Annotated in this window: 19 protein-coding genes; 12 read left to right on the forward strand and 7 right to left on the reverse strand. The window is 65.2% G+C overall.

Annotated features, from left to right (window positions below; genetic code table 11):
* Positions 1–228: 228 nt before the first annotated feature.
* Positions 229–1,494, reverse strand: a complete 1,266-nt coding sequence (locus RAD16_RS25070) for a D-amino acid dehydrogenase (RefSeq protein WP_458160523.1) — start codon at positions 1,492–1,494, stop codon at positions 229–231.
* A gap of 70 nt (positions 1,495–1,564) precedes the next feature.
* Positions 1,565–2,893, reverse strand: coding sequence for an aminotransferase class III-fold pyridoxal phosphate-dependent enzyme (locus tag RAD16_RS25075; RefSeq protein WP_458160524.1), 1,329 nt, complete (start codon positions 2,891–2,893; stop codon positions 1,565–1,567).
* Between the two features lie 148 nt (positions 2,894–3,041).
* Between RAD16_RS25075 and RAD16_RS25080 the strand changes: the two genes are divergently transcribed.
* Both RAD16_RS25080 and RAD16_RS25085 read left to right on the forward strand, forming a co-directional pair.
* Positions 3,042–3,590, forward strand: a complete 549-nt coding sequence (locus RAD16_RS25080; protein WP_008561958.1) for a cupin domain-containing protein — start codon at positions 3,042–3,044, stop codon at positions 3,588–3,590.
* 198 nt (positions 3,591–3,788) lie between these two features.
* Positions 3,789–3,941, forward strand: a complete 153-nt coding sequence (locus RAD16_RS25085; RefSeq protein WP_283084201.1) for a hypothetical protein — start codon at positions 3,789–3,791, stop codon at positions 3,939–3,941.
* A 42-nt stretch (positions 3,942–3,983) separates the two neighbouring features.
* On the opposite strand, the gene RAD16_RS25090 is transcribed toward RAD16_RS25085, so the two are convergent.
* The 3 genes from RAD16_RS25090 to RAD16_RS25100 are packed head-to-tail and all read right to left on the reverse strand — an operon-like array spanning position 3,984 to position 7,787.
* Positions 3,984–6,245 (reverse strand): xanthine dehydrogenase family protein molybdopterin-binding subunit, encoded by a 2,262-nt coding sequence (locus RAD16_RS25090; RefSeq protein WP_458160525.1) that lies wholly within the window; start codon positions 6,243–6,245, stop codon positions 3,984–3,986.
* Complete coding sequence (locus tag RAD16_RS25095; protein WP_458160526.1) at positions 6,238–7,293, reverse strand: FAD binding domain-containing protein; 1,056 nt, start codon at positions 7,291–7,293, stop codon at positions 6,238–6,240. Before RAD16_RS25095 ends, RAD16_RS25090 begins: the two co-directional genes overlap by 8 nt.
* Positions 7,290–7,787 (reverse strand): (2Fe-2S)-binding protein, encoded by a 498-nt coding sequence (locus RAD16_RS25100; protein WP_008140891.1) that lies wholly within the window; start codon positions 7,785–7,787, stop codon positions 7,290–7,292. Before RAD16_RS25100 ends, RAD16_RS25095 begins: the two co-directional genes overlap by 4 nt.
* A gap of 241 nt (positions 7,788–8,028) precedes the next feature.
* Here RAD16_RS25100 and RAD16_RS25105 point away from each other — a divergent pair, with 241 nt between their 5' ends.
* Together RAD16_RS25105 and RAD16_RS25110 are read left to right on the forward strand one after the other, a co-directional pair.
* Positions 8,029–8,652 (forward strand): TetR/AcrR family transcriptional regulator, encoded by a 624-nt coding sequence (locus RAD16_RS25105; RefSeq protein WP_458160556.1) that lies wholly within the window; start codon positions 8,029–8,031, stop codon positions 8,650–8,652.
* Between the two features lie 79 nt (positions 8,653–8,731).
* Positions 8,732–9,139, forward strand: a complete 408-nt coding sequence (locus RAD16_RS25110) for a DUF4864 domain-containing protein (protein ID WP_458160527.1) — start codon at positions 8,732–8,734, stop codon at positions 9,137–9,139.
* Here the strand turns inward: RAD16_RS25110 and RAD16_RS25115 are convergent.
* Together RAD16_RS25115 and RAD16_RS25120 are read right to left on the reverse strand one after the other, a co-directional pair.
* The gene (locus RAD16_RS25115) at positions 9,136–10,401 is read right to left on the reverse strand and encodes an MFS transporter (protein ID WP_458160528.1); all 1,266 of its coding nucleotides are present in this window, start codon (positions 10,399–10,401) and stop codon (positions 9,136–9,138) included. The two genes, RAD16_RS25110 and RAD16_RS25115, sit on opposite strands and share 4 nt — an antisense overlap.
* On the reverse strand, positions 10,340–10,600 hold the full coding sequence (locus RAD16_RS25120) for a hypothetical protein (RefSeq protein ID WP_458160557.1): 261 nt from the start codon (positions 10,598–10,600) through the stop codon (positions 10,340–10,342). Before RAD16_RS25120 ends, RAD16_RS25115 begins: the two co-directional genes overlap by 62 nt.
* Between RAD16_RS25120 and RAD16_RS25125 the strand changes: the two genes are divergently transcribed.
* The 8 genes from RAD16_RS25125 (at position 10,551) to RAD16_RS25160 (ending at position 17,983) form a co-directional block, all read left to right on the forward strand.
* On the forward strand, positions 10,551–10,994 hold the full coding sequence (locus RAD16_RS25125; RefSeq protein WP_458160529.1) for a hypothetical protein: 444 nt from the start codon (positions 10,551–10,553) through the stop codon (positions 10,992–10,994). The genes RAD16_RS25120 and RAD16_RS25125 overlap by 50 nt on opposite strands.
* A gap of 77 nt (positions 10,995–11,071) precedes the next feature.
* The gene (locus tag RAD16_RS25130) at positions 11,072–11,356 is read left to right on the forward strand and encodes a hypothetical protein (RefSeq protein WP_458160530.1); all 285 of its coding nucleotides are present in this window, start codon (positions 11,072–11,074) and stop codon (positions 11,354–11,356) included.
* A 9-nt stretch (positions 11,357–11,365) separates the two neighbouring features.
* Positions 11,366–12,805 (forward strand): TolC family protein, encoded by a 1,440-nt coding sequence (locus RAD16_RS25135; RefSeq protein ID WP_458160531.1) that lies wholly within the window; start codon positions 11,366–11,368, stop codon positions 12,803–12,805.
* A 13-nt stretch (positions 12,806–12,818) separates the two neighbouring features.
* Positions 12,819–14,150: a multicopper oxidase family protein gene (locus tag RAD16_RS25140; protein ID WP_458160532.1), complete on the forward strand. Its 1,332-nt coding sequence runs from the start codon at positions 12,819–12,821 to the stop codon at positions 14,148–14,150.
* A 32-nt stretch (positions 14,151–14,182) separates the two neighbouring features.
* On the forward strand, positions 14,183–14,635 hold the full coding sequence (locus RAD16_RS25145; RefSeq protein ID WP_458160533.1) for a cupredoxin domain-containing protein: 453 nt from the start codon (positions 14,183–14,185) through the stop codon (positions 14,633–14,635).
* An 11-nt stretch (positions 14,636–14,646) separates the two neighbouring features.
* Positions 14,647–14,979, forward strand: a complete 333-nt coding sequence (locus RAD16_RS25150; RefSeq protein WP_458160534.1) for a copper-binding protein — start codon at positions 14,647–14,649, stop codon at positions 14,977–14,979.
* A gap of 367 nt (positions 14,980–15,346) precedes the next feature.
* Complete coding sequence (gene flhA, locus RAD16_RS25155) at positions 15,347–17,488, forward strand: flagellar biosynthesis protein FlhA (RefSeq protein ID WP_458160535.1); 2,142 nt, start codon at positions 15,347–15,349, stop codon at positions 17,486–17,488.
* 294 nt (positions 17,489–17,782) lie between these two features.
* On the forward strand, positions 17,783–17,983 hold the full coding sequence (locus RAD16_RS25160; RefSeq protein WP_326897770.1) for a hypothetical protein: 201 nt from the start codon (positions 17,783–17,785) through the stop codon (positions 17,981–17,983).
* Positions 17,984–18,249 lie beyond the last annotated feature (266 nt).

Consider the following 18,249-nt stretch of genomic DNA (forward strand, 5'->3'; position numbering starts at 1 on the left):
CAACGCGTCCCACGGGGAGCCTCGAAGGATGCGCGGCCCGAATGCAGCCGGGCCGTCGCCCTTCGAGGGCCGCTTCGCGGCCACCTCAGGGTGACGGGGATGGAGTTAGATGCGCCGCCGCCTCTACATCGTCATTGCGAGCGAAGCGAAGCAATCCAGACTTTTCCGCGGAGGGATTCTGGATTGCTTCGTCGCGAGAGCTCCTCGCAATGACGAGGGGATAGAGTCTCAGCCAAACCGGTGATTATACCGGTCCACCGTCAGCGCACTCACATCAACCTCCGGCTTCTTGCCCGACAGCATATCCGCGAGCACGCGCCCCGAGCCACAGGACATGGTCCAGCCGAGCGTGCCGTGACCGGTGTTGAGGTGGAGGTTGCCGTATTGCGTCGGGCCGATCACCGGAGGACCATCCGGCGTCATCGGACGCAGGCCGCTCCAGAACGTCGCCTTCGAGAGATCGCCGCCGCGCGGGAACAGGTCGGTCAGGGAGTGATCGAGTGTGGCGCGGCGGGCATCGTACAGCTTGGTCGAGAAGCCCGAGATTTCGGCGGTGCCGCCGACGCGGATGCGATTGCCCAGACGCGTGATCGCGACCTTGTAGCTCTCGTCCATCACGGTCGATTCCGGCGCGCCGGAGGCGTCCTTGATCGGCACCGTGATCGAATAGCCCTTCACCGGATAGACCGGCAGCGAGATGCCGAGCGGCGCGACCATCTGCGACGAATAGCTGCCGAGCGCGAGGACGTAAGCGTCTGCCTGCAGCATCCCGGCGCTGGTCGCGACACCGCTGACGCGCGCGCCTTCGGTGACGATGCGGTCGATGCCGGTGTTGAACATGAAGCGCACGCCGAGCGCCTGGGCATGCTTGGCCAGCGCCTGCGTGAACATGTGGCAGTCGCCGGTCTCGTCCTGCGGCAGGCGAAGTCCGCCGACGAACTTTTCTTTCACGCCGGCGAGCGCAGGCTCGACCGCGATGCAGCCTTCGCGGCTCAGCGTCTCGTAAGGCACGCCGTATTGCTTGAGCACGGCGACGTCCTCGCCGGTGCCGTCAAGCTGCGCCTGGTAGCGGAACAGCTGCAATGTGCCTTGCGAGCGCTCGTCATATTGAATGCCGATGTCGCGGCGCAGATCGCGCAGGCAATCGCGGCTGTACTCCGCGATCGGAATCATCCGGCTCTTGTTGACCGCGTAGCGCGCGCTGGTGCAGTTGCGCAGCATCTTGAGCAGCCAGACCCACATGACAGGATCGAGCTTCGGCCGGATCACCAGCGGGCCGTGCTTCATCAACAGCCACTTGATCGCCTTCACCGGCACGCCGGGGCCGGCCCAGGGCGAGGAATAGCCGGGCGACACTTCGCCGGCGTTGGCAAACGAGGTCTCCAGCGCCGGTTCGGGCTGACGGTCGATGACCGTCACTTCGTGGCCGGCACGTGCGAGGTAGTAGGCAGAGGTGACACCGATGACACCGCTGCCGAGGATCAGAACTTTCACGCTTCGTCAAACTCCCGCGGCATCACGCGCGCCGCTGCAAGATAAAACCCTGCAGCGGCGAGAGCAATTATCAGGCCACCTTCTTGATGGCGTCACCGAGGATCGAGACCATCTGGTCGATGTGGCTCTTCTCGACGATGAGGGGCGGCGACATCGCGAAGCTGTCGCCGCTCATGCGCAGGTAAAGACCGGTGTTGAAGCAGTCGACCATGACATCATAGCCGCGCGCGCCGACGACGCCGTCACGCGGGGCAAGCTCGACCGCGCCCATCAGACCGCAATTGCGGATGTCGACGACGTTCGGCAGACCCTTCAGCGAATGCAGCGCATCGCGCCAGTATTCGGCCATCGTCGCACCGCGCGTGAGCAGGCCTTCGTCCTTGTAAATGTCGAGCGTGGCGATACCCGCGGCGCAGGCGGTCGGATGCGCGGAATAGGTGTAGCCGTGGAACAGCTCCATCTGGTTTTCCGGGCCGACCATCATACCGTCATGCACCTTGCGGCTCGCGAACACCGCACCGCAGGGAATGGTGCCGTTGGTGATGCCCTTGGCGGTGGTCATCAGATCCGGCGTGACGCCGAAGAAGTTGGCGGCGAAAGGCGTGCCGAGGCGGCCGAAGCCGGTGATGACCTCGTCGAAGATCAGGAGGATGCCGTGCTTGTCGCAGATCTGGCGCAGGCGCTGCAGATAGCCCTTCGGCGGCGGCAGCACCGCAGTCGAACCCGGCACCGGCTCGACGATGACGGCGGCGATCGTCTCGGCGCCGTGCAGGCCGACCAGACGCTCGAGATCGTCAGCGAGATCGGCGCCATGCTCGGGCTGGTCCTTGGCGAAGGCATTACGAGAGAGATCGTGGGTGTGGCGGATGTGGTCGACGCCCGGCAGCAGGGTGGCGAAGGCGCGGCGGTTGGCGACCATGCCGCCGACCGAGGTGCCGCCGAAGCCGACGCCGTGATAGCCTCGCTCGCGGCCGATCAGGCGGGTGCGGCTCGACTGGCCGTTGGCACGATGATAGGCGAGCGCGATCTTCAGCGCGGTGTCGACCGACTCGGAGCCGGAGTTGGTGAAGAAGATGCGGTCGAGACCCTTCGGCGCGATCTCGGCGAGACGCTCGGCGAAGTCGAACGCCAGCGGATGGCCCATCTGGAAGGTCGGCGCGAAGTCCAGCGTCATCAGCTGGCGCTCGACCGCGGCGGCGATCTGCTTGCGGCCGTGGCCGGCATTGACGCACCAGAGGCCGGCGGAGCCGTCGATCACCTTGCGGCCGTCGACGGTGGTGTAGTGCATGCCCTCGGCCGAGGAGAACAGGCGCGGCGCTTTCTTGAACTGACGGTTGGCCGTGAACGGCATCCAGAACGAGTCGGTCTTGATAGTGTTCGGAATCTGATGAAGGGTCACGGGCCACGCTCCTTTGCTGACCCACTAGCAGAGCCACGGCTTCCCTGGGGCAACAAGTCCTTTTCTGGTGACCTGCAAGCCATTGATTTTACTGGGGCAGCCGGTCCATATTTGCGCGATCCGCAACACCTGAAACAGGGCCAGGGGCATGAGTGTCGACATCGGTGGACGGCTGCGATTCATCCGGGCGCGCCACAAGCTGTCGCAGCGCGAGCTGGCGAAGCGCGCCGGCGTCACCAATTCGACGATCTCGCTGATCGAATCCAACCAGATGAACCCGTCGGTCGGCGCGCTCAAGCGCATCCTCGACGGCATCCCGATGGGGCTCGCCGAGTTCTTCGCGCTCGAGCCGGAGTCACGACGCAAGATCTTCTACCGCGCGGAGGAACTGACCGAAGTCGGCAAGAAGCCGATCTCGTATCGGCAGATCGGTGACAATCTGTTCGGCCGCAGCCTGCAGATCCTGAAGGAGCGCTACGAGCCCGGCAGCGACACCGGGCGCGTGCACCTCGTCCATGACGGCGAAGAAGGCGGCATCGTGATCTCGGGTAAGCTCGAAGTCACCGTCGAGGACGAGCGCCGCATCCTCAATCCCGGCGATGCCTATTATTTCGAGAGCCGACGCCCGCATCGCTTCCGCTGCGTCGGCGGCAAGCCGTGCGAAGTGATCTCGGCCTGCACGCCGCCGACATTTTGACGCGCATCGGGAACATCCGGGATCTTACGGAGCCACCGGTTTCCTACGGAGCTTGAGCCATCTCAATTTCCGCGCGCGGAACCTCTATATGGTGCGAACCGTAGCCGAGCAGCCTGACGCAGAGGTGCTGAGGTTACGGCCCCGGACACTTCGGCTTCTTTGGGCACTCCGGGGCCGCTCCGTAACAGAGCTCGCAAGATGAAGATCACACTCGCTAACGCAGAAGCCGCGCTCGACGAAGTTCAGCGCGATGCCGACAAGCTCCATTCACGCGAGCTGCGCAAGGCTATTGCCGAATACATCGAGACCCAGCGCGAAGCGCTCAAGGCGCTCCGCAAGAAGCTGCATTGACGTACGGCGGCGGAGCGAGAAGATCTCGCCCCGCCTCTTGCCTCAAGCCTGCAGCAACAGTTCCTCGATCTTGATCGGGAAGCGGCGAACACGCTTGCCCGTCGCATGCCAGACCGCGTTGGCGACCGCACCGGCGCTGCCGGTGATGCCGATTTCGCCGACACCCTTGATGCCGAGCGCATTCACATGCGGATCGTGCTCCTCGACCGTGATCACGTCGAGCGGCGGCACGTCGGCATTCACCGGGATGTGGTACTCGCCGAGATTGGCGTTCATGATCCGGCCGCTGCGGCGATCGGTGATGGCCTCCTCATGTAGCGCGAACGACATGCCCCAGATCATCCCGCCGAACAGCTGGCTCTTCACCAGATGCGGATTGACGATGCGTCCCGCGGCGAAGGCGCCGACCATGCGGGTGACACGGACCTGGCCGAGCTCGGGATCGACCTTCACCTCCGCGAACACCGCGCCATGGGCGTGCATCGCATATTCTTCCATCGCCGCAGGATTCGGCGCGCCGGTTCCGCGCGCCTCGACCTCGGCGACCCCGGCGCGCGCGAGGATGTCGACGTAGCTCTCGCCGCGACTCTCGTCGTCGCGCCGGATCAATCGGCCGTTGCGCGCGATCACGCCGGCATTGCCGGCGCCGAACAGCGGCGATCGCTCGTCGTTGGTGGCGAGATCGGCGAGCTTGGCGATCACGGCAGCGCCAGCGCTGTGGATCGCAGCACCCGCTGTTGCCGTGTGCGCCGAGCCGCCGGCAATCCCTGCGTCGGGCAGATCGGACGAACCGGCCTTGAACTCGACGCGGTCGATATCGAGCCCGAGCTCGTCAGCCGCGATCTGGGCCAGCGCGGTCCAGGCGCCCTGCCCCATGTCATGCGCGCCGATCTCCATCGCGCCGGAGCCGTCGCGGCGGATCACAGCGCGCGCCTCCGCCTGAAACATCAGCGCGGGGAACGTCGCAGTGCCCATCCCCCAGCCGACCAGAAGTCCGGCGTCGTCGCGCATCTGTCTGGGCTGGAGCGGGCGCTTCGCCCAGCCAAAACGCGCTGCGCCCTGATCATAGCAGGCACGCAGCGCTTTCGAGGAAAATGGTTTTCCCGTGATCGGCTCGACCTCGGCATAGTTCTTGAGGCGGAACGCGAGCGGATCGATGCCGCAGGCCCAGGCCATCTCGTCGATCGCGCTTTCCAGCGCAATCGATCCGGTCGCCTCGCCCGGCGCGCGCATGAACAGCGGCGTACCGGTGTTGACGCGCACGGCGTCGTGCGAGGTGTGGATCGCCGGGCTGGCGTAGAGCGTGTGCGAAGCGTCGGCCGCGGGCTCGTAAAAGTCGTCGAACGTGCTCGACACAGTCCTGGCATGGTGCTCGAGCGCGGTCAGATGTCCTTCACCATCAGTGCCGATGCGCAAGCGCTGGCGCGTTGGCGCGCGATGGCCGACCGGGCCGTACATCTGCTCACGCCGCAGCACGAGCTTTACCGGCTTGCCGACCAGCTTTGCGGCCATCAGGCCGAGCACGGGAGGTCCGGCCATGAGACCCTTGGAGCCAAACCCGCCGCCGAGGAACGGGCTGCGGATGTGGATCTTGTCGTGCGCGATGCCGAATAATTCGGCGACGCGAGCCAGTGACAGCATGAGACCCTGGGTCGGCATGTCGATCTGCACACTGTCACCATCCCAGTGAGCTACGATCGCATGCGGTTCCATCGCGTTGTGATATTGCGGCGGCGTCTCGTAAATCGCGTCGATCTGCTTGTCGGCCGTGGCGAGGCCTGCTTCGATATCGCCGTGGTGATTTTCGGTAGGATTGCCGACACCGACGACCGGCGGCACGTAACTCGTGCCGGCATCGAGGCCGACCAGGGCCGGCATCGTCTCGTAGCGGGGCGCCAGCAGCACCGCGCCTTCCGTCGCCGCCTCCAGCGTCTCCGCGATCACGACGGCGATCGGCTGGTTGGCGTAGCGGACCTCGTTGCTCTGCAAGACTTCCATCCGGAACACGAACGGATTGGTCTTGATCTCGGGGTCGATCGCGAGCTGCGGTTTGTGGTCGGGCGTCATGACGTCGACGACGCCGGGGTGGCGCTTTGCGGCGGCGACGTCGAGCGAGGTGACACGGCCACGCGCGATGCCGGCGACCGCCATTACCGCGAACAGCATGCCGGGCGGATGGTTGTCCGCGGCGTAGGTCGCCTGCCCCTTGACCTTGAGGATGCCGTCACGGCGGGTCAGCGGCTGGCCGATGTTCGAGCCGTGGCGCAGATGGGCGGGCGCGCTGGTCAGATTAAGCTCAGGCATGGATGGCTCCGGACGTGGAGGCAAAGGGAGAGGCCGGCAGCGCGGGGATGCGCGCGGGCGTACCGGCGGCGGCAAGGGTCAGCGCGCGCACGACGATGCGGCGCGCGAGCTCGATCTTGAAGGCGTTGTCACCGGACGGTTTTGCGTCGGTGAGCGCGCGCCAGGCGGCTTCCTGGAAGGCGTCGGCCGTGGGTGCAACGCCCCTCAGCACGTCTTCCGCGGGGCGAGCGCGCCAGGGCTTTGCGGCGACACCACCGAGCGCCAGCCGCGCTTCCGCGACCTTGCCGTTCTCGATCCGCAGGGTAGCCGCGGCAGACACAACCGCGAAGGCATAAGACGTCCGCTCGCGAACCTTGAGATAGCGCGCATGCGTTGCGAAACCACGCGCAGCGGGCGGCAGGCGCACCGCGACGATGAGGTCGCCGGGTTCGAGCGCGGATTCACGCTGAGGCGCATCGCCGGGCAGCAGATGCAGTTCGTCGAGCGCGATCTCGCGGCGGCCATTCTTGCCCTCGATCTCGACGATGGCATCGAGTGCAACCAGCGGCACGCAGAAGTCCGAGGGATGCGTCGCGATGCAGCTCTCGCTCCAGCCGAGCACGGCATGGGTGCGGTTCTCGCCGTCGCGGGCGTCGCAGCCGCTGCCGGCCTCGCGCCTGTTGCAGCGGCTTGCAGTGTCGTAGAAATATGCGCAGCGTGTCCGCTGCAGCAGATTGCCGCCGACGGTCGCGGCATTGCGCAATTGCGCCGACGCGCCCGAGAGCAGCGCTTCGGCCACGGCCGGATATGAGCGCGCGAACACCGAATCATGCGCGAGGTCGGCGTTGCTGACCAGCGCGCCGATGCGCAACGATCCGTCGGCGAGGGTCTCGATTTGATCGAGCCCGTCGAGATGCGTGACGTCGACCAGGCGATCCGGCCGGCTGACGCCGCCCTTCATCAGATCGAGCAGGTTGGTGCCGGCGGCGAGATAAACGGCGCCCGGCTGGGCGGCAGCAGCGACGGCTTCGGCCACCGTGGCCGGCCTGACATAATCGAACTGTTTCATGCGGAGCGCCTCTGATTGGATTCGTCCATGCCGGCCTGCGCTTCGAGCACGGCATCGACGATGCCGGCATAGGCGCCGCAGCGGCACAGATTGCCACTCATGCATTCGCGGATGCGCTCGGGATCGTTGCCGGCCTGCGCCTCCTGCATCATGCCGATCGCGCTCATGATCTGGCCGGGCGTGCAGAATCCGCACTGGAAGCCGTCATGGGCGATGAAGGCGGCCTGGACCGGATGAAGCTGATCGCCGCGCGCGACGCCTTCGATGGTAAGGATATCGGCGCCGTCATGGCTGATGGCGAGCGCGAGGCAGGAATTGATGCGCTTGCCGTCGACGAGAATGGTGCAGGCGCCGCACTGGCCGCGGTCGCATCCCTTCTTGGTTCCGGTCAAATGGAGGCGCTCACGCAGGAGATCGAGCAGCGTGACGCGCGGATCGTCGAGGACAAAGTCGCGCCGCGCACCGTTCACGGTGAGGCTGATGGAGTGGTTCATACAAGGCTCCGATCAGATATGGACATGGCTCATCGGTCGGCGCGCCACCTCCGTGGCCGCCGTCGATACCGCGCCGCCCGGACACAATCCGGACCGGCACATGAACGAAGATACGGAGGCACCCTCCGCTTAACAAGGGCCGCCGGAAAATATTTGGAATTCGTCAAAAGCCCATGCGCAGACAACGCGATGCAGCCCTGCAAGGGTTCAATCTAACCAATTCGTGATCTACATTGGCGGCATGGACGACCACATCGACCAGATTCGGAAGCCCCGCGCCGACGCCGTGCGCAATCGCGAGCGCGTGCTCGAGGCTGCGAAGGTCGTTTTCAACGCGGGCGGACCGGAGGCAAGCCTCGAGGCCGTGGCCAAGCGCGCCGGCGTCGGCATCGGCACGCTCTATCGGCATTTTCCGACTCGCGAGGATTTGTTCGAGGCGGTGTACCGGCGCGAGGTCGAGCAGCTCAGCGAGCTCGCCGAGCAGTTGAAGAATGCCAAGGACCCGGTCGACGCCTTGCGGCGCTGGCTGCGGTCAGGTGTCGAATTCGTTGCGACCAAGAAGGGCATGGTGGCAGCCCTGGCACTCGCGGTACAGAGCGGGTCCGAGCTGCATGCCTTCTCCTTCGAGCGCCTGACCAAGGCGATCGGCTCGCTGCTCGATCGCGCAGCCGCGGCTGGCGCAATGCGCGCCGACATCAGTCCCGAGGACTTGCTGCGCGCGTTCTTCGGCATGTGCTACATGCACGACCAGCCCGGCTGGCAATCCTCGGTGCTGCGGATGCTCGACGTGTTTGTCGACGGCCTGCGCGTGCAGCCCGGCGCGAAGGCCAAATCACGCACCGCCAAGCGCGCGAAGCCGCTGTGAAACCGAAGCGATAGCGCGTCCGTACTTGGCAGGGTCGTGCTAGGATCAGCATCGCCGGGATTTCAACGCGGAGTCTGTCATGCGCATTGCCGCCTTGCTGGTCGCTCTTTCTCTTGTTCTTGGCCCTGTCACGGCACGCGCCGGCGACGTCTCGGCGGCACAGGGCGTCATCCGCGCCCAGGAGCAGGCCTTTGCACGCGACGATGCGGCCGCGGCCTATTCCCACGCCGCGCCGGCGATCAGGGAGATATTCCCCGCGCCCGACATCTTCATGTCCATGGTGCAGAACGGCTACGCGCCGGTCTACCGGCACAAGAGCTTTGAGTTCGGCGAGAGCAAGAGCGAAGGCAACTGGATCTCTCAGCACGTCCACATCGTCGATGCCAATGGCGAGGCCTGGGAAGCGCTCTACACGCTCGATCAGCAGGCTGACGGCAGCTACAAGATCACCGGCTGCTCGCTGCTGAAGATCGGGCGGGAGGTTTAGGTCGCAAACCCCGGCCCGGCTTTCGTCGCGCTCATCCGCGAGCGGATCAGCAGCGTCAGGACGATGCCGATGTTGAGCGCGTTCCATGCCACGCCGTTGGCAAACGCCGCGGCATAGGATCCCGTCGCATCGAAGATCACGCCCGACACCCAGCCGCCGAAGGACATGCCGAACACGGAGGCGAAGATCACGATGCCGACACGGGTTGCGGCTTCGCTCGCGGGCATCGCCTCGCGCACGATGATGGCGTAGCTCGGCACGATGCCGCCCTGGAACAGGCCGAACATCGCCGAGATGATGTAGAGCGAGGCGAGGCTGTCGAAGAACAGGTAGAACACCAGCGCAAAACCCTGCGCCAGCGATCCGACCAGCAGCGTGCGGATGCCGCCGATCTTGTCGGCGAGGAAGCCCGAGCCGATCCGGCTGATAATGCCGCAAGCCATCATCAGCGACAGCATCTCGGCGCCGCGCGCCACGCCATAGCCGAGGTCGCCGCAATAGGCGACGATATGCACCTGCGGCATCGCCATGGCGACGCAGCAGGAGATGCTGGCGATCGAGAGCAGCACGGTCAGCGTGTTGGTGGACAGTTTGAGATCGACCTGCGGCGGCCGCGCGTTGGCGTGATTGCAGACCTTGTCGTCGCCCATCTGCGCGCGCAGGACCAGAACCAGGATCGACATCAGGGCCAGGCAGACGAGGCCGATGCCGATATGGGTGGTGCGCCAGCCGATCGTCTGCATGCCCTCGTTCACGATCGGCGGCCACATCGTGCCGGCGACGTAATTGCCGCTGGCGACAATGGTCACGGCGAGACCACGATAGCGCTCGAACCAGTGCGAGGCCTCCGCCATCAGCGGCGCGAAGGTCGCTGATGTCCCGAGCCCGATCAGGAAATAGGCCGCCACGAACTGCCAGAGCTGCGTCGAGAGTCCCGCCAGCGTGTTGGCAATGCCGAGGAAGGCGATGCTGATCGCCATCGCCGGCACGATGCCGAACCGGTCGGTGATCTTGCCGGCGATCACGCCGCCGAGCCCGAAGCCGAACATCATCAGCGTGAAGGCCAGCGACACCGCGCCGCGCGTGGCGGCGAATTCGGCCTGCACGATAGGAATCACGACCACGACCGCCCACATGCCGACGCCGCCGACCGAGCCGATCAGCAGCGCGAGCAAAAGCCGCACCCACGCCTGACGCGAATCAGGGGTGAACGAAGCCGGTCTCTGTGCTGGGTGATTTGGTGCGTGCACGGCGCGGACCATGTTCGGTGATCGCCACGCGGTCAAGCATCGTGCCGCGATATTGGGCATGCGCGGTGCACTGCGGTAAGAAGAGCTTGGCGAAAGTTCGTTTTGCCATTAGTTTGCAATCTGCGTGTGCAACAATGCCGCGCGAGGAGCCTGTTGGCGGAATGCTGTTGCAATTGACGCGATCGATGCGGATCAAGGTGGGGCGGATCATCGCCCTCGCCTATCTGTTCTGCGTGCTCGCGCCGGCTGCGGCATTGGCCTGGGGCAGTGGTCCAGCGCCATGCCTCGACGACGGGATCCTTGCCGACCTCGTTCCGGTGCATCACCAGATGGCCGCGGACCATAAGCATGGCGACATGTCGCATGACCACGCGGGACCGCATGCGCATCACCAGACCGCCGCACAGGACGCACCCGCCTCGCATCACCACGACGGCAAGGGCAAGGCTGGCCCATGCTGCGCGATGATGTGCGTCAGCGCGCTGCCGGCCGATCTGCCCAGCGTCGCCAAGCCGCTGCAGCCGATCTCTGCCTGCACGCCAGAGATCGTGGTGAGCCTGCACAGCGCAGCACCGCCCCGGCACTACCGCCCTCCCATCGCCTGATCTGACTCGACGACGTCAGGGCCGACGCGCGTCTGCGCGCGCGAACCCGTGGTCTCAAGACAGATCTAGGATGATTCATGCTGAGCCTTTCCGGGGCGAAGTCTGCCGTCGCATCTGCGGCGCGTGGACCACACTCTCTATTCAATTGGCCGCTGCTGGCCGTGATTGCGCTGTCGCTGTCCGGCTGCGTGCCGGCAACCACGCAAGTGGCCACCGCCGATCCTGCCGATCCCGCGGCGAAGGTCGCGCCTGTCGGCTATCGGTCGGCGATCGCGCCCTACACCAGCCTGCGGCCCGCGACGCCGGCGCCATGGCGCGACCGCAACGACGCTGTCGCGCCGCAGCCGAAGCAAGACCGGTAGGAACGCGCCATGGCACACCATTTTGCGCGAAGCCTGCTGGTTCTCGCCTCGTTCGGTCTCTTTGCACCAGGTCTTGCCGGCTGCGCCGCCTTCTCGCCCGACAGCGGCATGACCGAGGTCGCGGAGCTGACCAGCCAGAGCATCAACAAGGATGTCGCCTTCGTTCGAACGCCTGAGGGCGCCGGCGTGGTCGACGCGCGCGTTCGCCAGTTGCTGTCGCGGACACTTAGCGCCGGCGCGGCCGTCCAGATCGCGCTGCTCAACAACAAGGGGCTGCAAGCCGCCTATAACGAGCTGGCACTGGCCGAGACCGATCTGGTCGAGCAGAGCCTGCCGCCCAATCCCGTGTTCTCGATCTCGCGGATTACAGGCAACGGCGCGAGCGAGATCGAACGGCAGGTGGTCGGCGACATTCTCGCGCTGGCCACCTTGCCGTTCCGCTCCGACATCGCCCGCGAGCGTTTTCGTCAGGCGCAACTGCGCGCGGTGCTGGCGACATTACGGCTCGCCGCGGACGTACGACGTGCCTATGTCGGCGCCGTCGCGAGCAACGAGATGGTGGTGCTGCTGACCGACGCGAAAGCGACGGCGGAATCGACCGCGCAGCTTGCCGTCAAGCTCGGCGAGACCGGCTCGCTCAACAAGCTCGACCAGGCCCGCGAACAGGTGTTTTACGCCGAGACCACCGCCGACCTCGCCACCGCGCGACAGGCAGCGACCAGCGCCCGCGAAAGACTGGCCCGGCTGATGGGACTGTGGGACGGCGGCCTCGACTTCCGCCTGCCCAATCAATTGCCGCCGCTGCCGCGCCGGCCGCAAGCGCTGCCCTCGATCGAAGCCGACGCGGTCGCCCATCGCATCGACTTGCAGATTGCGCGGCTGGAGCTGACGGCGCTGGCGAAATCGCTGAACCTCACCGAGGCGACGCGATTCGTCACGCTGCTCGATCTCGCCGGCATCTCCCGCCGCACCCAGGATCCCGAAGGTCCGCCGTTCCGCGAGCGCGGCTTCGACGTGCAGTTCCAGATTCCGATCTTCGACGGCGGCGAGGTGCGCGTGCGGCAGGCGGCGGAGACCTACAATCTCGCCTTCAACCGCCTCACCGAGCGGGCCGTGAACGTTCGATCCGAGGCGCGCGATGCTTATCGTGTCTATCGCTCCAGCTACGACATCGCCAGCCACTACCAGCGCGAGATCATCCCGTTGCGAAAGATCATCACCGACGAGATGCAGCTCCGCTTCTCCAGCATGCAGGTCGATATTTTCGCGCTGCTGACCGAGGCACGGCAACGCCTGGCCGCGCTGCGCGGCGCGATCGACGCCAGGCAAAGATTCTTCCTCGCCCAGTCCGAGTTGCAGACCGCCGTCAATGGCGGCGGCGCGCCTGCGGCCGGTGGCGACAATCCAACCACCGTCGCCGCGGCAGCGCCTGCCGATGGCGGCCACTGACATGGAGACCAGCATGTTTTCCCGCCGAGGATTTTTGGGCACCGCCGCGCTTGCGAGCGCCTCCGTCGTCAGCGGCCGCGTTCAGGCGGCGTCGATCCCGGAAGCGCCCACCATGGACAAGGTGGTGATGCTGCCGCCGCTGCATCCGATCAGCGGGCCCGACTATCGCCCCGTGGTCACGCTGAACGGCTGGTCGCTGCCCTTCCGCATGAACGGCGACTGGAAGGAATTCCACCTCGTCGCCGAACCCGTGGTGCGCGAATTCGCCGAAGGCATGAAGGTGAATCTGTGGGGTTACAACGGCCAGTCGCCGGGCCCGACGATCGAAGCCGTCGAGGGTGACAAGGTCCGCATCTTCGTCACCAACCGCTTGCCCGAATACACCACCGTGCACTGGCACGGCATGATCATCCCCAGCGGCATGGACGGCGTCGGCGGGCTGACCCAGCCGCACATCGATCCGGGCAAGACCTTCGTCTACGAGTTCGAGATGAAGAAGAGCGGGACCTTCATGTACCACCCGCATTCCGACGAGATGGTGCAGATGGCGATGGGCATGATGGGCATGGTCGTCGTGCATCCCCGCGATCAAAGCTTCCGGCCCGTCGACCGCGACTTCGTCTTCGTGATGAGCACCTATCGCGTCGATCCCGGCACCTATTTGCCGCAGGTCAACGAGATGACCGACTTCAACATGTGGACCTGGAATTCGCGGGTGTTTCCGGGCATCGATCCCTTGCCGGTGCGGCTCGGCGACAGAGTGCGCGTGCGCATCGGCAATCTCAGCATGACCAACCATCCGATCCATCTGCACGGCCACAGCTTCGCGGTGACCTGCACCGACGGCGGCTGGATTCCGGAAAGCGCGCAGTATCCGGAGACGACCACCGACGTCCCCGTCGGCGCGGTGCGCGTATTCGACGTTCTCGCCGACAATCTCGGCGACTGGGCGTTCCACTGCCACAAGTCGCATCACACCATGAACGCGATGGGACACGAGGTGCGCAACCTCATCGGCGTGTCGCGCAAGGATCTCGCGAGGGCCGTCGGCAAGCTCGCGCCGGATGCGATGGCGATGGGCTCGACCGGCATGGCGATGGGCAAGATGGAGATGCCCGCGCCCGACAACACGCTGCCGATGATGACCGGCACCGGTCAGTTCGGCCCGATCGAGATGGGCGGCATGTTCACGGTGATGAAGATCCGCGAGGACCTCGCGCGCGACGATTACCGCGATCCCGGCCCCTACCAATTCCCGAAAGGCACCGTCGCCTACGAGGTCGAGGGGCCCGATGCAGCACCGGCACGGCAACCCAACGCGCCGATGCACAAGATGAAGATGTGAACGTTTCGATGAACCACCAACTGGAGAAGAAGATGAAGACGACCAAACTTGCACTCGCGCTGGCTGCGCTTTCGATCGCGCCAGCCCTTGCTCACGAGCAGCACGACCACGGGACCTTCTCGGCCGGCGAGCCTGGCAATCCCAACAAGCCCGCGCGCACCATCGAGGTCCTGATGAACGAGATGGACTACACGCCCGCCAAGATCGAGGTCAAACGCGGCGAGCAGATCCGCTTCGTGCTGCGCAATGTCGGCAAGGAGGACCATGAATTCCTGCTCGCCACCACGAAGGAGAATCTCGCGCATGCCGAGGTGATGAAGAAGCATCCGCACATGGAGCATGACGATCCCAACGGTGTGCGCCTCGCACCGAGTAAGACGGCCGAGATCCTCTGGAAGTTCAGCAAGGCCGGCACGTTCGAATTTTCCTGCCTGATCCCGGGCCATCGGGATTACGGCATGGTCGGCCACGTCACCGTGAAATGAGGGAGTCCACCATGAACCGCATCATCCGCATCGCCGCAGCGCTGGCTGTGACCGCCGGCCTCGCCACGGGAGCCTTTTCTTCCGGAGCCTTTACTCAGGGAGCCCTGGCGGCCGGGGCCGCCCCGATCAGCGGCGAGGTCAAGAAGATCGACGAGAGCGCCGGCAAGATCACCCTCAAGCACGGGCCGGCCAAGAGCCTCGGCATGGAGGAGCCCATGACCATGGTCTACCGCGTCAAGGACCCGGCTCTGCTCAAGCAGGTCAAGGTCGGCGACAAGGTGACCTTCGAGGCCGAGGAGGCCGCGTCGGGGTACACGGTGACGAAGATGGAGAAGGCCAAGTAGCCGACTTCCCTCAATCCGTCATTCCGGGGCGCGCCCTTTGGCGCGAGCTATGATGCGCAATTGCGCATCTGAGAATCCATGCCTCCCCATCGCCCGCGGCCTGATGGATTCCGGGTTCGCCCTTAGGGCGCCCCGGAATGACCTCCAAGACCCCCGTCCTGCCCCCTGCCGCCCCCTCCGTTAACCCTTTGCTAACCATACACCCGGCAAGAATTGCCGAGTGAAGTCGAGTGTCGTCAGCCGCGTTTAGAACGGGAGACCCCCCGTGGACGCCAGTGCGGTGCCTCACTTTCGGAACGGCGGCCCTTCGGCCGCCGTGCAGACGTTTGGGGCGCGCGGCCGGCGGTCGCGCGGGGAGGCAGCTACCATGGTCGACGTCACCGCAGGACAGGGCGTAGGCAGCCCGAAGCCGAGCATCCCCTCCCTCAACGACATCGTCAGCATCCTCAAGCGCGGCGACATCGCGCTGGCGCTCGGCGTGCTCACCATCCTGGTGGTGCTGATCCTGCCGCTGCCCGCCATCGTGCTGGACCTGTTCCTGGCGATCTCGATCACGCTCTCGATCCTGATCCTGATGACCTCGCTGTTCATCCAGGCGCCGCTGGAATTCTCCGCCTTCCCGACCATCCTGCTGATCTCGACCATGCTGCGCCTGTCGCTCAACATGGCCTCGACCCGCCTGATCTTGTCGCACGGGCACGAGGGCACGGATGCCGCCGGTCACGTCATCGAAGCCTTCGGCAGCTTCGTGATGGGCGGCAATTTCGTCATCGGCATCATCGTCTTCGCCATCCTGATCATCGTCAATTTCGTCGTCATCACCAAGGGTTCGGGCCGTATCGCCGAAGTCGCCGCGCGCTTCCACCTCGACGCGATGCCCGGCAAGCAGATGGCGATCGACGCCGACCTCTCCGCCGGCCTGATCGACGAGAAGGTCGCCAAGCAGCGCCGCAAGGAGCTGGAGGACGAGAGCGGCTTCTTCGGCGCCATGGACGGTGCCTCCAAATTCGTCCGCGGCGATGCCATCGCCGGCCTGCTGATCGTCTTCATCAACGTCGTCGGCGGCATGATCATCGGCGTCGCGCAGCAGGGCCTCTCCTTCGCCGACGCCGGCCGCAGCTACACGCTGCTGACCGTCGGTGACGGCCTCGTCACCCAGGTGCCGGCGCTGATCGTCTCGACCGCGGCCGGCCTGCTGGTCTCCAAGGCCGGCGTCTCCGGCGCCGCCGACAAGGCGCTGATGAAGCAGTTTTCCGGCTATCCGCAGGCGCTCGCGATGTCGTCGGCGGTCATGCTGGTGCTGGCGGCCCTGCCGGGCATTCCGACCATTCCCTTCCTGGCGCTCGGCGCCGGCGCCGGCGCGCTGGCCTGGCACGCCCGCAACCACAAGAAGACCGCTATTCACGCCGAGCAAGCCGCCAAGGCCGCGCCTGCGGCAGGCGCTCCGGGGGCCGCGGGCGCCGCCGCTGCGGAAGAGCCGATCTCGGCCGCGCTCAAGATCGACGACCTCAAGATCGAGCTCGGCTATGCCCTGTTGCCGCTCGTCAACGGCCCCGACGGCACCGACCGCCTCACCGAGCAGATCAAGGCGCTGCGCCGCTCGCTCGCGATCGAGATGGGCTTTGTGATGCCGGCAGTTCGTATCCTCGACAACGTCCAGCTCGAAGCCAACACCTACATCATCAAGATCAAGGAGGTCGACGCCGGCAGCGGCAAGATCTGGCCGAACCAGTTCATGGTCATGGACCCCGGCGGCAGCCAGGTGCAGGTGCCCGGCATCCACACCACCGAGCCGACCTTCGGCCTGCCCGCGACCTGGGTCGATGCCAGCCTCAAGGAAGAGGCTTCGCTCAAGGGCTACACCGTCGTCGACGCCGCGACCGTGCTCTCGACCCACCTCACCGAGCTGCTCAAGGCCAACATGTCGGACCTGCTCTCCTATGGCGAGGTGCAGAAGCTGCTCAAGGAGCTGCCGAAGGAGCAGAGCGAGCTGGTCAAGGACATCGTGCCCGGCCAGGTCACGGTCTCCGGCATCCAGCGCGTGCTGCAATTGCTGCTGGCCGAGCGCATCTCGATCCGCGACCTCTCGACCATCCTCGAAGGCATCGCGGATTCGCTGGCTTTCTCGCGCAATCCCGCGACCATGGTCGAGCACGTCCGCGCCCGCCTCGCACGGCAGATCTGCGCCCAGAACACCTCCTACAACGGCTATCTGCCGCTGATCGCGTTGTCGGCGCGGTGGGAGCAGGCCTTTGCCGAATCCATCATCGGCCAGGGCGAAGAGCGCAGCCTCGCGATGCAGCCGTCGAAACTGTCGGAGTTCATGACCGCCGTGCGCGAGGCATTCGAGCGCGCCGCGCGCGAAGGCGAGGCGCCGGTGCTGGTCACCTCTGCGGCAATTCGTCCCTTCGTGCGTTCCCTGGTGGAGCGGTTCCGCGCCCAGACCACCGTGTTGTCGCAGGCTGAAATCCACCCGAGGGCGAGGCTGAAAACGGTCGGAAGCATCTGATTTGCCTTAAGAAGCCGTGTGTTTTTCGGCCACAGGCAAATGGTTTTTGAGTTCCTGGCGCCTTGTCGACCAAATGCCGACAAGGCGCCTCGCAAGCAAATTACATCCTTGAAATAATTATATAATCGAACAATCTCGGATCGTTTTTGATCGCGATCTTTCACGTCCTTTCACGCTCTTGTGATCGCCCCTTGGGAACGAATCCCCCCAATACTAGGTTGTTGGGCACCGGAAGCATGAACTAGCCTGAACTGGCTGGCGACTACTTCCGGTAGATGGCGGCAGGAGGCTTCCATGAACCACTCGATCTACAGCGCAGATCGCTCGACCCACTTGAAGGTGGTCGTCGTAGCCCTCGTCGCAGGGATCGCGTTGGCAGGCTTCGGCATCACGGCACGTTCGGGTTCGGACGAAGGTCTGACCCAGACCGCCCGCGTCATCAAGGCCGGCAAGCCGGTCGTTATCACCAGTTCGAACGCGTCCCTCGTTCGATAAGGAGAACTGACAAGTTTTGTGAATTCACGCGGCCCTTTACCAGCCCCCCAAAGTCGCCACGTGGATATGTAGACGACCCCAACCCCAAGTCGACTACAGAAAGCGCCCGCCCCCCACGGGCGCTTTCTCATGTCTGGGGTACTGTTCAGGACGCGCATAAGTCTATCCAGCTCGTCATTGCGAGCGCAGCGAAGCAATCCAGAATCCCTCTGCAGAGGCAGTCTGGATTGCTTCGTCGCTTCGCTCCTCGCAATGACGGAGCAAGG

The sequence above is a fragment of the Bradyrhizobium sp. 18BD genome (assembly GCF_054185225.1).

Bases quoted from the DNA above. Each gene is read 5' to 3' on its own strand.
- RAD16_RS25080 (WP_008561958.1), top strand. From the start codon at position 3,042: ATGAGTGTCGACATCGGTGGACGGCTGCGATTCATCCGGGCGCGCCAC.
- RAD16_RS25085 (WP_283084201.1), top strand. From the start codon at position 3,789: ATGAAGATCACACTCGCTAACGCAGAAGCCGCGCTCGACGAAGTTCAG.
- RAD16_RS25090 (WP_458160525.1), bottom strand. From the start codon at position 6,245: ATGCCTGAGCTTAATCTGACCAGCGCGCCCGCCCATCTGCGCCACGGC.
- RAD16_RS25095 (WP_458160526.1), bottom strand. From the start codon at position 7,293: ATGAAACAGTTCGATTATGTCAGGCCGGCCACGGTGGCCGAAGCCGTC.
- RAD16_RS25100 (WP_008140891.1), bottom strand. From the start codon at position 7,787: ATGAACCACTCCATCAGCCTCACCGTGAACGGTGCGCGGCGCGACTTT.
- RAD16_RS25105 (WP_458160556.1), top strand. From the start codon at position 8,029: ATGGACGACCACATCGACCAGATTCGGAAGCCCCGCGCCGACGCCGTG.
- RAD16_RS25110 (WP_458160527.1), top strand. From the start codon at position 8,732: ATGCGCATTGCCGCCTTGCTGGTCGCTCTTTCTCTTGTTCTTGGCCCT.
- RAD16_RS25115 (WP_458160528.1), bottom strand. From the start codon at position 10,401: ATGGTCCGCGCCGTGCACGCACCAAATCACCCAGCACAGAGACCGGCT.
- RAD16_RS25125 (WP_458160529.1), top strand. From the start codon at position 10,551: ATGCTGTTGCAATTGACGCGATCGATGCGGATCAAGGTGGGGCGGATC.
- RAD16_RS25120 (WP_458160557.1), bottom strand. From the start codon at position 10,600: ATGATCCGCCCCACCTTGATCCGCATCGATCGCGTCAATTGCAACAGC.
- RAD16_RS25130 (WP_458160530.1), top strand. From the start codon at position 11,072: ATGCTGAGCCTTTCCGGGGCGAAGTCTGCCGTCGCATCTGCGGCGCGT.
- RAD16_RS25135 (WP_458160531.1), top strand. From the start codon at position 11,366: ATGGCACACCATTTTGCGCGAAGCCTGCTGGTTCTCGCCTCGTTCGGT.
- RAD16_RS25140 (WP_458160532.1), top strand. From the start codon at position 12,819: ATGTTTTCCCGCCGAGGATTTTTGGGCACCGCCGCGCTTGCGAGCGCC.
- RAD16_RS25145 (WP_458160533.1), top strand. From the start codon at position 14,183: ATGAAGACGACCAAACTTGCACTCGCGCTGGCTGCGCTTTCGATCGCG.
- RAD16_RS25150 (WP_458160534.1), top strand. From the start codon at position 14,647: ATGAACCGCATCATCCGCATCGCCGCAGCGCTGGCTGTGACCGCCGGC.
- flhA (WP_458160535.1), top strand. From the start codon at position 15,347: ATGGTCGACGTCACCGCAGGACAGGGCGTAGGCAGCCCGAAGCCGAGC.
- RAD16_RS25160 (WP_326897770.1), top strand. From the start codon at position 17,783: ATGAACCACTCGATCTACAGCGCAGATCGCTCGACCCACTTGAAGGTG.